12 protein-coding genes are annotated in these 14,780 nt (G+C 71.1%); 9 read left to right on the top strand and 3 right to left on the bottom strand.

The window, feature by feature from the left end; genetic code table 11:
- Nucleotides 1-1,511: helicase-related protein (locus FF041_RS02440; protein ID WP_194291906.1), on the bottom strand; the 1,511-nt coding region annotated here is incomplete at its 3' end.
- Nucleotides 1,512-1,850: 339 nt separating this feature from the next.
- Nucleotides 1,851-2,672 (bottom strand): class I SAM-dependent methyltransferase, encoded by an 822-nt coding sequence (locus FF041_RS02435; RefSeq protein ID WP_153480178.1) that lies wholly within the window; start codon nucleotides 2,670-2,672, stop codon nucleotides 1,851-1,853.
- Between the two features lie 351 nt (nucleotides 2,673-3,023).
- Between FF041_RS02435 and rpsA the strand changes: the two genes are divergently transcribed.
- The 5 genes from rpsA (at nucleotide 3,024) to FF041_RS02410 (ending at nucleotide 7,396) form a co-directional block, all read left to right on the top strand.
- Nucleotides 3,024-4,514 (top strand): 30S ribosomal protein S1, encoded by a 1,491-nt coding sequence (gene rpsA, locus FF041_RS02430; protein WP_153520814.1) that lies wholly within the window; start codon nucleotides 3,024-3,026, stop codon nucleotides 4,512-4,514.
- Nucleotides 4,515-4,685: 171 nt separating this feature from the next.
- Entirely contained in the window at nucleotides 4,686-5,624 is a 939-nt protein-coding gene (locus FF041_RS02425) for a PAC2 family protein (RefSeq protein WP_323370970.1), read from the top strand.
- Between the two features lie 50 nt (nucleotides 5,625-5,674).
- Nucleotides 5,675-6,274 carry a dephospho-CoA kinase gene (coaE, locus tag FF041_RS02420; protein ID WP_153520813.1) on the top strand — a complete coding sequence of 200 codons (600 nt, stop codon included), beginning with the start codon at nucleotides 5,675-5,677 and terminating at the stop codon, nucleotides 6,272-6,274.
- Nucleotides 6,275-6,547: 273 nt separating this feature from the next.
- Nucleotides 6,548-6,916 carry a DUF3592 domain-containing protein gene (locus tag FF041_RS02415; protein WP_153520812.1) on the top strand — a complete coding sequence of 123 codons (369 nt, stop codon included), beginning with the start codon at nucleotides 6,548-6,550 and terminating at the stop codon, nucleotides 6,914-6,916.
- Nucleotides 6,917-7,024: 108 nt separating this feature from the next.
- Nucleotides 7,025-7,396 (top strand): tetratricopeptide repeat protein, encoded by a 372-nt coding sequence (locus FF041_RS02410; RefSeq protein ID WP_323391012.1) that lies wholly within the window; start codon nucleotides 7,025-7,027, stop codon nucleotides 7,394-7,396.
- A gap of 27 nt (nucleotides 7,397-7,423) precedes the next feature.
- Here the strand turns inward: FF041_RS02410 and FF041_RS02405 are convergent, their stop codons facing one another.
- Nucleotides 7,424-7,717, bottom strand: coding sequence for a DUF6343 family protein (locus FF041_RS02405; protein WP_153520811.1), 294 nt, complete (start codon nucleotides 7,715-7,717; stop codon nucleotides 7,424-7,426).
- Nucleotides 7,718-7,878: 161 nt separating this feature from the next.
- Here FF041_RS02405 and FF041_RS02400 point away from each other — a divergent pair, with 161 nt between their 5' ends.
- The 4 genes from FF041_RS02400 (at nucleotide 7,879) to FF041_RS02385 (ending at nucleotide 14,764) form a co-directional block, all read left to right on the top strand.
- Nucleotides 7,879-8,802 carry an acyltransferase domain-containing protein gene (locus FF041_RS02400; RefSeq protein ID WP_153520810.1) on the top strand — a complete coding sequence of 308 codons (924 nt, stop codon included), beginning with the start codon at nucleotides 7,879-7,881 and terminating at the stop codon, nucleotides 8,800-8,802.
- A 131-nt stretch (nucleotides 8,803-8,933) separates the two neighbouring features.
- A complete protein-coding gene (locus FF041_RS38770) occupies nucleotides 8,934-10,172 on the top strand; it encodes an SPFH domain-containing protein (protein ID WP_228387991.1) in 1,239 nt (412 codons plus the stop codon).
- A gap of 255 nt (nucleotides 10,173-10,427) precedes the next feature.
- Nucleotides 10,428-13,451, top strand: coding sequence for a DEAD/DEAH box helicase (locus FF041_RS02390; RefSeq protein WP_153520809.1), 3,024 nt, complete (start codon nucleotides 10,428-10,430; stop codon nucleotides 13,449-13,451).
- The gene (locus tag FF041_RS02385) at nucleotides 13,448-14,764 is read left to right on the top strand and encodes an SWIM zinc finger family protein (protein WP_153520808.1); all 1,317 of its coding nucleotides are present in this window, start codon (nucleotides 13,448-13,450) and stop codon (nucleotides 14,762-14,764) included. The genes FF041_RS02390 and FF041_RS02385 overlap by 4 nt, the downstream gene beginning before the upstream one ends.
- Nucleotides 14,765-14,780 lie beyond the last annotated feature (16 nt).

Here is a 14,780-nt window from a genome sequence, read left to right as displayed (position 1 = left end):
AGCGACGACTCCAGCCGCCGGGCCTCCGTCCGCCAGCGCGCGGCGTACGCGTCCCCGCCCCGCCGGGCCGTGCGCCAGGCCGCCGCGAGATCGTCGCCGTACTCCCTCGGCGGCTCCTCACTGAGCAGGGCGACCACCTCGGCCGCCCGGCGCGCGCCGACCTCCAGCGCGCCATCGAGAAGAGCCCGGGCCAGCCGGGGGTGGAGGCCGAGGCGGGACATCCGTACCCCCCGCTCGGTCGCCCGGCCGTCCTCGTCCACCGCGCCGATCGAGCCGAGCACCGAGCGAGCCGCCGCCATCGCCCCGGCAGGCGGAGCGTCCAGCAGCGCAAGCCCGCTCGCCGAAGGGTCCCCCCAGCAGGAAACCCGCAGTGCGAACGCGGCCAGATCCGCGGTTCCGATCTCGGGCGACGGGAATCGAGGCCGCCGTGTCTCGTCGGCCTCGGCCCAGCAGCGATACACCGTCCCGAACGCCTCCCGGCCCGCCCTGCCGAGCCGCTGCGTCGCTCCAGCCATCGACACCGGCACGGTCACCAGCGACCCGAGCCCCCGCGCATGGTCCATCCGGGGCTCACGGGCCAGCCCCGAATCGACCACGATCCGCACCCCGGGCACGGTCAGGCTGGATTCGGCGACGGAGGTGGCCAGTACCACCCGCCGGGCGTCCCCACCGCGCAGCACCGCGTCCTGCACCCCGGCCGGGGCCCGCCCGTGCAGCTGAAGAACCTCCGCGGCCACCCCCTCCAGCATCCCGGCGGTCCGGGCGATCTCCCCCGTACCCGGCAGAAAGCACAGAACGTCACCGGAGTGCCGGTCCAGCGCCAGCCGGACCGTCGCGGCCACATGCCGCAGCAGCGCGGGGTCCACCCAGCCCCCGTGAGCGGGGCGGACCCCGCTGGGCGGCGGTGCGTAGCGGATTGCGCACCCGTACCCCTCGCCCCTGCCGCTCACCACGGGCGCGGGTCCTGAACCCTCCAGTACCGTCAGCAACTCCGCCCACGCCTGGGCGTCACCCGTGGCCGAGGCGGCGATCAGCTTCAGCTCGGGCCGGAGGGCGGCCCGCACATCCACCAGGAACGCCATCGCGGTGTCCGCGTCGAGATGCCGCTCATGGCACTCGTCGAGCAGCACCACATCCACACCGGCCAGCTCCGGATCGCGCTGGAGGCGCTGCAACAGGACACCGGTGGTGACCACCTCCACCCGGGTCGCGGGCCCGGCCCGGCGCTCGCCGCGCACCGTGTAGCCGACCGCCTCGCCGGTCTCCTGGCCCAGCAGCCACGCCATCCGGCGCGCGGCTGCCCGGACCGCCATCCGGCGGGGCTCGGCGACCAGCACCCGCCGCCGGGGTCCCTCGCCCACCAGCCCGGCGAGCGCCAGCGGCACCAAGGTCGTCTTTCCGGTGCCCGGCGGCGCGGACAGCACCGCTGCCCCGCGCTCGTCCAAGGCGGCGAGCAGCTCGGGCACGGCCTCGCGTACCGGGAGACGGTCGAGTGCGTCGGTTCGGATCATGCGATCAGTCTCATACGTCCCGGCGGGCCGTGTTCCGCGTTGTCCACAGTCTCAGTGCGCTCATCTGTTTGTATTACTGAATGCGGGTTGTGTGACGGGACACGGGAGCGTCGGCGCGAGGCGCTCGCCCGCTCACGGACGGGCGATCCCCCACTCGCGAACGTACGAGGCGACCGCACGCCCCGCAGGCGCGCGAGACGATCCGTCCCCTTCGCAGGCGCGCGGGACGACCCCCCATTCGGAGGCGCGCGGGACGACCCCCATTCGCAGGCGCGCGAAGCGCCCCCCCACTCGCGGGCGTACGACGTGATCGCACGCCCGCAGCCGTACCGCCGTACCTCAGTCCCGTACGCACACGAAGATCGCCGTCCCCGGGATCAGATTCCCCCGCAGCGGGGACCAGCCGCCCCACTCCTGGCTGTTCCAGGCCGGCCACTCCGGTTCGACCAGATCCAGCAGTCGGAAGCCGCCCGCCACCACATCCCGCACCCGGTCACCGATGGTCCGGTGATGCTCCACATACACCGCGCGCCCCCGCTCGTCCTGCTCCACATAAGGGGTGCGGTCGAAATACGACGCGGCCACGCTCAGCCCCTCGGGCCCGGGCTCGTCGGGAAACGCCCAGCGGATGGGGTGCGTGACGGAGAAGACCCACCGCCCACCGGGCCGCAGCACCCTGCGCACCTCGGCGAAGACCGTCGCCGGGTCCGCGACGAAGGGCACCGCCCCATAGGCGGAGCAGGCGAGATCGAAGGATTCGTCGGCGAAGGGGAGCGCGGCGGCGTCCGCCTCCACCAGCGGCAGCCCTCCGCCGATCCGCAGCGCGTGCTGGAGCTGGCGGTGGGAGAGGTCCAGCGCCACCGGGCGAGCGCCCTGCGCGGCGAGCCAGCGGGAGCACTGCGCCGCGCCCGCCCCGATCTCCAGCACGTCCTGCCCCTTCAGGGACTCCGCCGGGCCGAGCAGCCCCGCCTCCGCCTCGTCGAGGCCCTCGGGACCCCAGACGAACCGGTCGTCCCCGAGGAACGCGCCGTGCTCGCTCTGGTACTCATCGGCGTTCCGGTCCCACCAGCCACGGCTCGCCCGGCTGCTCTCCGTGTTCCCCGCGTCGCGGCGGGTCGCCTCCGGTTCGGGACTGTCGATGTGGTCGATGTGCTGGATCATCTTCACCGTCGTTGTCGTTTATGTGTCGGTGCGATTAATGGCGGCCATGGTGGCCTCCGCAAACACGAGTTGTGCCGGATATGCGACGATCCACCCCGGGTGTGCGCCTTCGCGCATTGACCGTGTCCGGCTGCCCCCGTATGCTACAAGTTGCGCTGCGGGCCTGCGCGCCTCAGACCGAGTAGGCCGCGCTTGCATCTGTATGTATGTCCCCTCGGTTCACGAGGCGCCTCCAGGCGATCCCGTCTGGATCGGCGCTTCGAAGGCTGTCCGGCTTCTTGCAGCTGCGATACAGGCTCACGGCGTAGCAGTACCTACGACTTCAATGTCCGTACCGGAGCCCTTTCCCACATGACGAGCAGCACCGAGACCACCGCCACTCCGCAGGTAGCGGTCAACGACATCGGTAACGAGGAAGCCTTCCTCGCCGCGATCGACGAGACGATCAAGTACTTCAACGACGGCGACATCGTCGACGGCGTCATCGTGAAGGTCGACCGGGACGAGGTCCTGCTCGACATCGGTTACAAGACCGAAGGTGTCATCCCGAGCCGCGAGCTCTCGATCAAGCACGACGTCGACCCCAACGAGGTCGTCAAGGTCGGCGACGAGATCGAAGCCCTTGTTCTCCAGAAGGAGGACAAGGAAGGCCGCCTGATCCTCTCGAAGAAGCGCGCCCAGTACGAGCGTGCCTGGGGCACCATCGAGAAGATCAAGGAAGAAGACGGCATCGTCACCGGTACCGTCATCGAGGTCGTCAAGGGCGGCCTCATCCTCGACATCGGCCTGCGCGGCTTCCTGCCCGCCTCCCTGGTCGAGATGCGCCGTGTCCGCGACCTCCAGCCCTACGTGGGCAAGGAGCTCGAGGCCAAGATCATCGAGCTGGACAAGAACCGCAACAACGTGGTCCTGTCCCGCCGTGCCTGGCTTGAGCAGACCCAGTCCGAGGTCCGCCAGACCTTCCTCACCACCCTCCAGAAGGGCCAGGTCCGCTCGGGCGTCGTGTCCTCGATCGTCAACTTCGGTGCCTTCGTGGACCTGGGTGGCGTCGACGGACTCGTCCACGTCTCCGAGCTGTCCTGGAAGCACATCGACCACCCGTCCGAGGTTGTCGAGGTCGGCCAGGAAGTCACCGTCGAGGTTCTCGACGTCGACATGGACCGCGAGCGTGTCTCCCTGTCGCTGAAGGCGACCCAGGAAGACCCGTGGCAGCAGTTCGCCCGCACCCACCAGATCGGCCAGGTCGTCCCCGGCAAGGTCACCAAGCTGGTTCCGTTCGGTGCGTTCGTCCGCGTGGACGAGGGCATCGAGGGTCTGGTCCACATCTCCGAGCTGGCCGAGCGCCACGTGGAGATCCCGGAGCAGGTCGTCCAGGTCAACGACGAGATCTTCGTCAAGGTCATCGACATCGACCTCGAGCGCCGTCGCATCAGCCTCTCGCTGAAGCAGGCCAACGAGTCCTTCGGTGCCGACCCGGCTTCGGTCGAGTTCGACCCGACCCTGTACGGCATGGCCGCGTCCTACGACGACCAGGGCAACTACATCTACCCCGAGGGCTTCGACCCGGAGACCAACGACTGGCTCGCCGGCTTCGAGACCCAGCGCGAGGCCTGGGAGACCCAGTACGCCGAGGCGCAGCAGCGCTTCGAGCAGCACCAGGCTCAGGTCATCAAGTCCCGCGAGGCCGACGAGGCCGCTGCTGCCGAGGGTGGCACCGCCGCTCCGGCCGCCGCGCCCGCCAGCGGTTCGTACTCCTCGGAGTCGGACGACAACTCCGGCGCCCTGGCGTCGGACGAGGCGCTGGCCGCCCTCCGCGAGAAGCTGGCCGGAGGCCAGAGCTGAGGCTCTGCACCGGCTGACGGATAGCTGAGAGAGTAAGGCCCGCTCCCCCTGGGGAGCGGGCCTTACTTTTTTCTCCCGATGTCGTCCTCCGAGTGTTCATCCTCCGTGTGCGGGGAATGCCGGTGCGCTACCGAGCGTTGTGGCCTACGAACACGAGGAGGAGCGGTAATCGTGCTTGATCCGCAGGGTTTGTACGAATGGGAGCCGAAGGGGCTCGCGGTCGTCGATGTGGCGCTCGCGCAGGAGTCTGCCGGCCTGGTCATGCTGTACCACTTCGACGGATACATCGACGCTGGAGAGACCGGTGAACAGATCGTCGGCAATCTCCTCGATTCGCTGCCGCACCAGGTGGTGGCCCGCTTCGACCACGACAAACTGGTGGACTACCGTGCCCGTCGTCCGTTGCTGACGTTCCGGCGCGACCGCTGGACGGCGTATGAGACCCCGGGCATCGAAGTACGTCTCGTCCAGGACGCGACGGGAGCCCCCTTCCTGTTGCTGTCGGGACCGGAGCCGGATGTGGAGTGGGAGCGCTTTGCGGCTGCCGTCGCCCAGATCGTGGAGCGTCTGAGGGTCCGCCTCTCGGTCAATTTCCACGGCATCCCCATGGGCGTCCCGCACACCCGCCCGGTCGGCCTCACCCCGCACGGCAACCGCACCGACCTGATGCCCGGCCATCGCAGCCCCTTCGACGAGGCCCAGGTGCCGGGCAGCGCCGAGTCCCTGGTCGAGTTCCGGCTGATGGAGGCCGGCCATGACGTTCTCGGCGTAGCCGCCCATGTGCCCCACTATGTCGCTCGCTCCTCCTATCCGGACGCCGCGCTGACCGCCCTGGAGGCGATCACCGCCGCGACCGGTCTCGTTCTCCCCGGCGTCGCGCACGCCCTGCGCACCGAGGCGCACCGCACCCAGAACGAGATCGAACGCCAGATCGGCGAGGGCGACGAGGAGCTGGTGAGCCTCGTTCAGGGGCTTGAGCACCAGTACGACGCGATGGCGGGAGCCGATACCCGGGGCAGCCTGGTCGCGGAACCGGTGGATCTGCCCTCCGCGGACGAGATCGGCCTTGAGTTCGAGCGCTTCCTCGCGGAGCGTGAGGGCGACTCCTGAGCACCGGCGCCCCGGGCACGGGTCCCCTGGCCGGAGGCTAAGCTCCGCTCATGCTGTCCGTGGGCCTGACCGGTGGAATCGGCGCCGGCAAGAGCGAAGTCTCCCGAATGCTGGAGTCGTACGGAGCGGTGCTGATCGACGCCGACAAGATCGCCCGTGAGGTCGTCGAGCCCGGTACGCCGGGTCTCGCCGCTGTCGTGGACGCCTTCGGCCCCGGGATTCTCACCGCCGACGGCACCCTTGACCGGCCGAAACTCGGATCCATCGTCTTCGCGGACCCGGAGCGGCTGGCGGTTCTCAATGCGATCGTGCATCCGCTGGTGGGGATGCGCGCCCGAGAGCTGGAGCAGTCGGCCGGCCCCGACGCGGTCGTGGTCCACGATGTCCCGCTCCTCACCGAGAACGGGCTCGCCGGACGGTACGACCTGGTCGTCGTCGTGGACGCGACACCCCGTACCCAGCTGGACAGACTGATACGGCTGCGCGGAATGACGGAGTCCGAAGCGCGGGCGAGGATGGCTGTGCAGGCCACCGGGGAGCAGCGGCGTGCCATCGCCGACCTGGTCATCGACAACGACGGCCCGCTGGCCGCACTCGAACCGCAGGTACGCGAGGTGTGGGCGGAGCTGACCAGGCGGGCCGCGGGGTAGCTCCGGCGGGATACGGCGTGGTCCCGGTGGGTCGCCGCAGGGTGGCTCCGGCGGGATACGGCGTGGTCCCGGTGGGTCGCCGCAGGGTGGCTACGGGGTGGCCCGGGCGGGATACGGGAAGGTGCCGGTGGGTCGCCGCAGGGTAGTTACGAGGTGGCCCCGGCGGGTCGCGGAAATGGCCCCGGTGGGCCGCGGGCCGGCGGTACGGGCCGCCGCGTCAGGCATCCGTCAAGCAGCCGCCACTCGGCTCGGGGCAGCGCTAGCATCGGCACGATGCAGATCGTCTTCGCCGCTTTCGCCATGCTCGGCGGCCTGGTCGCCGTACTCGCCGGCGCGTACGGCCTGCGCGAGACCCGTCGTATCGCGTCCGCGGGCCTTTACGCCATCGCCCTGGTGAAACCCGCGCTCCTCGGAACGGGACGGCCGCTGCTGGAGTACGAGACCGGAGACGGCCGCGTACTGGAGATCACGTCTCCGGTGTCGCTGCCCGAGGGGAGCAGCGTGCGTCTCTCGTACGACCCGGATGATCCACGTGAGGTCGTGGTCGACGGGCATGAGCGTGCCGGAGTCGACCGGGGTTTCGTGCTGACAGGACTGCTGCTGGCGGTGATCGGGCTGCTGCTGGCGGTCGCCGGGCTCTGAACTCGCCGTGTGCTCGCCGGAGCCGGACGGGCGTGGGTCGCCTATCACCCCGGAATACCCCTGGCGGGACCTGTGTTGGAACCGTGCAGGCAGGGGAAGGATGGAGCTGTGCCTGAAAGCAATCCGGAGACGCATGTCATCGACTACCGCGCGGCCGAGCAGTTGCTCGCCGCGAGGGATCCGCGTGGTGCCGTGAAGCTGCTGGATTCGGTCATATCGGCGCATCCCGAGAACACGGCCGCGCGTCTGCTCCGTGCCCGAGCTTTCTTCGCGGCTGCCCAACTGCGTCCTGCCGAGCTGGAATTCGAGCTCGTCCTGGAGCGCGAGCCGGACAACGCGTTCGCGCACTTCGCCCTTGCCCGGACCTTCGAGCGGGCCGGGCGTCCCGAGCAGGCGAAGCGTCACTTCCGTCTGGCTGCGGCACTCGACCCGAAGCCGGAGTATCTGAGCGCCGCTCGCTTCGACGACGCAGAGGCATGACGCAGAGGCATGAGGAAAACCGGTTCGTCAGCCGCCGGGGCGCGGTCCCCCGGGCGGGCGCGGCCGGTTGCGGACCGGTTCGTACGGCGGGATGTCGGGGCCGGGCTGATAGTGCGGCCCCTGGTGGATATGGTGCAGGACCACGGCCATATCCACCAGGACGATCAGCAGCAGCGCCCCGCAGAGAGCCGCCCATCCGGGGTGATCCGAGAGGGCGAATGCCACCGTTCCCGCACTCGTCCAGAGCAGGCCCCAGACCGTCAGCCAGAACCGCATCCGCAGGGCACTGCGTGCGGTGACGGGTTCACTCCCTGTGCGCATGACGATCGCTCTCCACTGTCCAGAATGCACCGCGCCCCCGTCGCCCGTGAACCTCATGTGTGCCGGGGCGCGCTCGTATCCGTATCGGTCCGTGCCGATCCGCCGTCGTCTCCGCACGACCGGCGCCGGGAGAGCGGACCTGATGGCCCAGGGGGAGCCGGATGACGGACACCATGGAACTGCCGGTCGCCGAGGATCTGGCGGGAGCCCTGCTCGACCTGGCCGTGCCGCACGAGGACATCGCCGAACTCCTCCGGCTGCGCGGCCGGATCTCGGCGGACACCGGACTGCGCCGGACGCTGGAGTCGGCCGCCGTGGATCTGGTACGGGACATGGGCAGGATCGGCGGAGGGCCGGAGCTGCCGCGATCCGAGGACCTGGAGAGCACCGGCGGCGCGCTCGCCCGCTACTTCCCCGTGCTGGTGTACGTCGCCGCTCTCCCCGCCGTCCGCGCGTACCACCGGGAGCGTGCGGTTCCGGACGGCGTATCCCGCCGTACGCTCGCTGATCTGGGCCGTCACATGGCCCTCCACCGCAGAAGACGCGGTACGGGAGGACTGCCCGTGCCGGGCTGGCTCGCGCTGCACTTCCGGGGCGAGCTGTATCAACTGGGGCGGCTTCAGTTCCAGCGGTGCCGCCTCAGGGAACCGATCGGCGCGGCGGTGCGCGCCGACGGGCTTCCGTACGGCCCGGGAGACTACGCGCTGGGTCTGCACATCCCCGACTTCCTCGGGCCGCTCACCCCCGGGGCGTGCGACAGATCCCTCGTTCGGGCCAGGGAGTTCTTCTCGCGCTGCTACCCCGAAGAACCCTATGGAGTCGCCGAATGCCACTCCTGGCTTCTCGATCCGCAGCTCACGCGGTATCTGCCCGAGCACTCCAATATCCGTGGCTTCCAGGACCGTTTCCGGATCCGGTCCGACAAGACCAGGGTGGCGGACGGAGAACCGGTCGAGTTCGTCTTCGGTGACCGTCGGCTGCCGCTGGAGAGCCTGCCGCGCCGTACGACGCTGGAGCGGGCCATCGTCGACCATCTGCGGGCGGGTGGGCACTGGTACGGCGGACACGGCTGGTTCCGGCTGTGAAGCCGGACTGATCGTGGGATGCCCCGGTGTGGGGCGGGGGGATCCGAGCCGGCTGGAGAATCTGGCTTAAGCGTACATATAGGGCATACCTTTGGTTTGAGTGTCCAGCTCGGACGGAAGGGGATGCCCTGATGCTCGAAACGCTGGTGATCGCGGGTATCGCGGTCCTATCGAGCCTGCTGGTCTACGCGATGGCGGCGGCCAGGATCGTGAAGCAGTACGAGCGAGGAGTGGTCCTCCGGCTCGGGCGGCTGCGCGGAGCAATCCGCTCCCCGGGACTCACCACGATCGTTCCGGTCGTGGACCGGCTCTACAAGGTCAATATGCAGATCGTGACCATGCCGATCCCCGCTCAGGAGGGCATCACCCGGGACAACGTCACGGTCCGCGTCGACGCGGTGGTCTACTTCCGTGTGATCGAACCGGCGAACGCGATCATCGAGGTGGAGGACTACCGGTTCGCCGTCTCCCAGATGGCGCAGACATCGCTGCGCTCGATCATCGGAAAGAGCGATCTGGACGATCTTCTGTCCAACCGGGAGAAGCTCAACCAGGGCCTTGAGCTGATGATCGACAGCCCTGCGATGGGATGGGGCGTACAGATCGACCGGGTCGAGATCAAGGATGTGTCGCTGCCGGAGGCCATGAAGCGGTCGATGGCGCGGCAGGCGGAGGCCGACCGGGAGCGCCGGGCCCGGGTGATCAACGCGGATGCCGAGCTTCAGGCCTCGAAGAAGCTGGCCGAGGCGGCCGGAGTGATGTCCCAGCAGCCCGCTGCGCTGCAACTGAGGCTGTTGCAGACGGTGGTGGCGGTGGCGGCGGAGAAGAACTCCACACTGGTGCTGCCCTTCCCGGTGGAGCTGCTCCGCTTCCTGGAACGGGCCCAGCAGCCCATCGGTGCGCCGCAGCCGCAGCCGCAGGCGGCGGAGCCGCGGACGCCGGACACCGAGGAGCGGGGCCGGAGCCTGGAGACGGCGGATGAACCCTCGGGCCGGAGCCTGGAAGCGGCGGATGAACCCTCGGGCCGGAGCCTGGAAGCGGCGGATGAATCCACGGGTCGGAGCCTGGAAGCAGGGGAGGAGCTCTCGGACCGGAGTCCGGAAGCGGGAGCGGGGCCCTCGGGCCGGAGTCCGGAAGCGGGGGACGAACTCTTGGAGCGGAGTCCGGAGGCAGGGGAGGAGAAGCAGGCCCGCCCGGACGCCGCGGACAGTGGGCCGGGCCGGAGCGCGGACGGCGCCGAGGCTCGGCCGCCCGGAGGGCCGGCGGCTCCGGCTCAGGAGCCGGGCCCGAAGCTGGGCTTGACTCCCTGTGCTCGCGGCGCGACCCCGGACCGGTCACCGCGCGTGCGACCGCTGCCACCGGCGGCATGACGGCCGGCCCGCAGGGTCCGCCTCTTCGACCCGCGCGGGGTGACCCGCGTGGGTCCGTCGGGACCAGCTCCCGGCACAGGGCCCGCGAAGCGGTCCGCTCACCGGTCCGCTCACCGGTCCGCTCACCGGTCCGTGGGGCGACCGTAAGCCCCTGACCAGGGAAGTCGTCATGCGTCGGCTTCGTTGTCAGACCCTGCCCGTAAGGTCGTTCATCAGATACCCGATACACGGCCGCAGGGATGGGAGGTGACCCGTATGACGCCGGAGACATCAGGATCGCTGCGCGGCTGCGCCGCCGTCTTTCTCCCGGCGGCGTTGCCGCGCGAGGGCCGGGTCGCCTTCTGGGACCCCGACGGCGACAGGCTGCCCCATGCGACGGACGAGATCACCGTTGTCCCTGCCATGAGCCCGGAGCGTCCCTCCCGCACCGGCCATCCCGACCGTGCCGGTCATCCCGACCGTGCTGACCGCGCCGCTCATCCTGACCGCACCGGTCCCCCCGCCGTGGACATCGGCAGCCGTACCGTCCCCGCCGTTCTGCTCCCCGTCGCCGCCGCACTGCCGCTGCTGATCGGCGTCGCCGGCCGACCGGACGCCCATCCCGCCGCGGCCTGCTGGGGCGCTGCCGCGCTGCACGCGCTGAATCTGCTGGCGCGCGGCAGACTGCTGCCCGGACTCACCGCGACCGACCACGACGCCTGGCGCGCGGGCCCCCTGGACGCCGGTGACATCGCCCAGCTGAGAGCGATCGCCGCCGCGATGCCCTACGAGGCGTACGCCACGCCCGTGCCCGGTCCGCCACCGGTGCGGCTGCCCGAGCCCGAGGCCCTGGTGCGGGCCTTCTTCGACGCGGTAGCCGACACCCTGCCCCGCACCCCCGCCGCCGGGTACGCGGCGGGCGCACCCTTCGCCGCGGTGGAGCCCCAGTGGCTGCCCAGGGCTCGTGAGTGGGCCGCCGAGGCGGCGGCCGGTATGGACGCCGGGGTCCGCGTCTCGCTACGGCTCGATCTGTCGGCCTTCCGCCTCTTCGACACCGCTGGCGCCGAGGAGGAGCAGGGCGCCGCGCGCCGCGCCGGAGCCGCCGTCGTCCAGGTGCACAGCCTCGCCGACCCGACGCTGGTCATCGACGCCGCCCGGCTGTGGTCGGGTGCGGGAGACGACCACTTCGGTCCGCGCGCCCGGATCGACGCGGTGCTCGCCCTGCGCCGCGCGGCCCGGGTCTGGCCGCCGCTCGCCGGGCTGCTGGAGCGGGACGTCCCCGATGTGCTGGCACTCGCCGAGGACGAGCTGTACGAACTGCTGGGGCCCGGAGCCGCCCGGCTGGCCGACGCCGGGGTGGCCGTGCACTGGCCGAGAGAGCTGGCGCGCTCGCTCTCCGCCACCGCCGTGGTGCGCCCCGCACCCGGCTCGGCGACCGACGGCACACCGTTCTTCGACAGCGGAGAGCTGCTGAAGTTCAACTGGCAGCTGGCCCTCGACGGCGATCCGCTCACCGAGGACGAGATGGACGCGCTGGCCGAGTCGCACCGCCCGGTCGTCCGGCTGCGCGATCAGTGGGTAGTGGTCGACCCCGACCTGGTGCGCAAGGCGCGTAAACGGGAGCTCGGGCTGCTGCAACCGGTCGACGCGCTCGCCGTGGCACTGACCGGCACGGCCGAGGTCGACGGCGAGACCGTGGCGGCGGTGCCCACGGGCGCCCTGGCGGCCCTGCGCGACCGGCTGTCGCAGGGCGCCGCTCCGGTGGCGGCCCCCGCAGGGCTCGCCGCCACCCTGCGCGACTACCAGCTGCGCGGCCTGGCCTGGCTCGACCTGATGACCGCGCTGGGGCTCGGCGGCTGTCTCGCCGACGACATGGGACTCGGCAAGACGGTCACGCTGATCGCTCTCCACCTCCACCGGGACCGTCCCGCACCCACCCTCGTCGTCTGCCCCGCCTCCCTCCTCGGCAACTGGCAGCGGGAGATCACCCGGTTCGCCCCCGCCGTTCCGGTCCGCCGCTTCCATGGCACGGAGCGGACCCTGCCGGGCGGCGACGGCGGCTTCGTGCTCACCACCTACGGCACCATGCGCACCAGCGCGGAGCGGCTCGCCGGGCAGAGCTGGGGAATGGTGGTGGCCGACGAGGCGCAGCACATCAAGAACCCCTACTCGGCGACGGCCAAGGCACTGCGCACCATTCCGGCGCCCGCCCGGGTGGCGCTGACCGGCACACCGGTGGAGAACAATCTGTCCGAGCTGTGGGCCCTGCTGGACTGGACGACCCCGGGGCTGCTGGGGTCGCTCAAGGCCTTCCGCGCCCGGCATGCGCGGGTGGTGGAGCTCGGCGAGGACGCGGAGGCTGCCGAGCGACTGGCCCGGCTGGTGCGGCCCTTCCTGCTGCGCCGCAGAAAGTCCGACCCCGGGATCGTGCCCGAGCTGCCGCCCAAGACGGAATCCGATCATCCGGTGGCGCTCACCCGTGAACAGGTCTCGCTGTACGAGGCGGTGGTCCGCGAGATGATGGCGGCCATCGAGAGCGCGGAGGGCATCGCGCGGCGCGGCCTGGTGATGAAGCTGCTGACCGATCTCAAGCAGATCTGCAACCATCCCGCGCAGTTCCTGAAGGAGTACCGGCGGCTGACGGTCGGCAGCACGTCCAGAGGCGTCTCCGCGCAGCCGGCCTCCCGACGGGCGGGCGATCCGTCCGAGCGCGGGGTGCCGGCGTCCCCGCTCGCCACCGGTTCCGTGGGGCGGGGTCTTCGGCTCGCCGGGCGATCAGGCAAACTCGCCCTCCTCGACGAACTGCTGGAGACCATCCTCTCCGAGGAGGGCTCAGTCCTGATCTTCACCCAGTACGTCTCCATGGCCCGGCTCCTGTCGGCGCACCTCAGCACCCGTGCCATTCCCTCCCAGCTGCTCCATGGCGGGACCCCGGTCGCGGAGCGGGAGCGCATGGTCGACCGCTTCCAGTCGGGCGAGACACCGGTCTTTCTCCTCTCCTTGAAAGCGGCAGGCACCGGACTGAATCTGACCAGGGCCGGTCATGTCATCCACTTCGACCGCTGGTGGAATCCCGCCGTCGAGGAGCAGGCCACGGACCGCGCGTACCGCATCGGTCAGACCCAGCCGGTACAGGTCCACCGGCTGATAGCGGAGGGCACGGTGGAGGACCGCATCGCGGAGATGCTCGCGGCCAAACGGGCCCTCGCGGACGCAGTACTCGGCTCCGGGGAGGCCGCCCTCACCGAGCTGCCCGCCCGCGAGCTCGCCGATCTCGTCTCCCTGCGGAGGCCCTCATGACCCCGCCGTCCGCTCGCCGCGCCGCCTTCCCTCCGGACCTGGCCGAGGGCTCCCGTCGGCGTGGCCGCCGCACCGCCGCCACAGCGGCCCGGACCGATGACCGCCGCCGGACCTTCCCCGCTCTGGAGCCGCTGACGGGTGAGGCTTTCGCCTCCAGCTGGTGGGGGAACGCCTGGGTGGAGGCCCTGGAGGACACGGCGCTCGACCCGGCCAGACTCGCCCGGGGCCGGGCCTACGCGGGCCGCGGCCAGGTGGACGCGATCACGGTCACACCCGGCCGGGTGACCGCGTATGTCCATGGGAGCAGACCGCGCCCGTACCGTACGGAGATCCGACTGCGGACGCTCTCCGACGACGACTGGGACGACTTCCTGTCCGCCGCCGCCGCCCGCCCCGACCACATCGCCGCCCTGCTCGACAAGGAGGTGCCCCAGGCGCTCGCGACCGTGGCGGATCTGCTGCCGGCATCGGGCGATCTGATCCCCGACTGCTCCTGCCCCGACGACGGCTATCCCTGCAAGCACGCCGCGGCCCTCTGCTACCAGACCGCACGGCTGCTGGAGCAGGACCCCTTCGTTCTCTTCCTCATGCGCGGCATGGGTGAGCGCGAGATCCTCGCCGCTCTCGCACACCGCAACGCCACCCGCTCGGCGGCCGAGCACACCTCCGCGCCCGCCGCTCCGCCGCCCACCGTTCCGGCGGAAGAGGCGCTCGTGCCCCGCAGGCTCCCCGCTCTGCCGCCGCCGTTCCCCGCTCCCGCTCATCCGGGCCGCCCGCCCGCCTACCCGGAGGGACCTGGCACGCCCGACCCGCTGGCGCTGGATCTGCTCGCCACCGAGGCGGCGGCCCGTGCGCACACCCTGCTCACCACCGGCGCCGACCCCATAGCCGAACTCACCACCTGGCAGGACGCGGTCCGGCTGGCCGCCGCCCACCCCGGCTCCGGACTCACCGCCTCCACCCGCGCCCTCTACCGCGATCTCGCCGGAGCGACCGGCCGCACTCCCACAGAGCTGGCCCGCTCGGTAGCCGCCTGGCGGCAGGGCGGCCGGACGGCCCTCGATGTACTGGACGAGCCCTGGGACCCGCCAGCGGGCCCGTTCGACCGGGCCCGGCCCGCGCTGGACGCAGCCGACTTCCCCGGCTTCCGCCCCTGGCGCAACCGGCTGTCCACCGACTCCCTCCAACTCCGGTTCGGCCGCGACGGTCTCTGGTACGGATATGAGTCGGACGCCGGACGAGAGGACTGGTGGCCGCGCGGCACACCGGACGCCGACCCGGTCGGCACGATCACCGCCCTGCTGGGACGGTGATCCGCACCCCGTCCCC

The sequence above is a fragment of the Streptomyces jumonjinensis genome (genome assembly GCF_009600885.1).
Classification (GTDB): domain Bacteria; phylum Actinomycetota; class Actinomycetes; order Streptomycetales; family Streptomycetaceae; genus Streptomyces; species Streptomyces jumonjinensis.
Note: the sequence above shows the minus strand (reverse complement) of the source record. Positions and strands in the feature narration are given on the sequence as shown.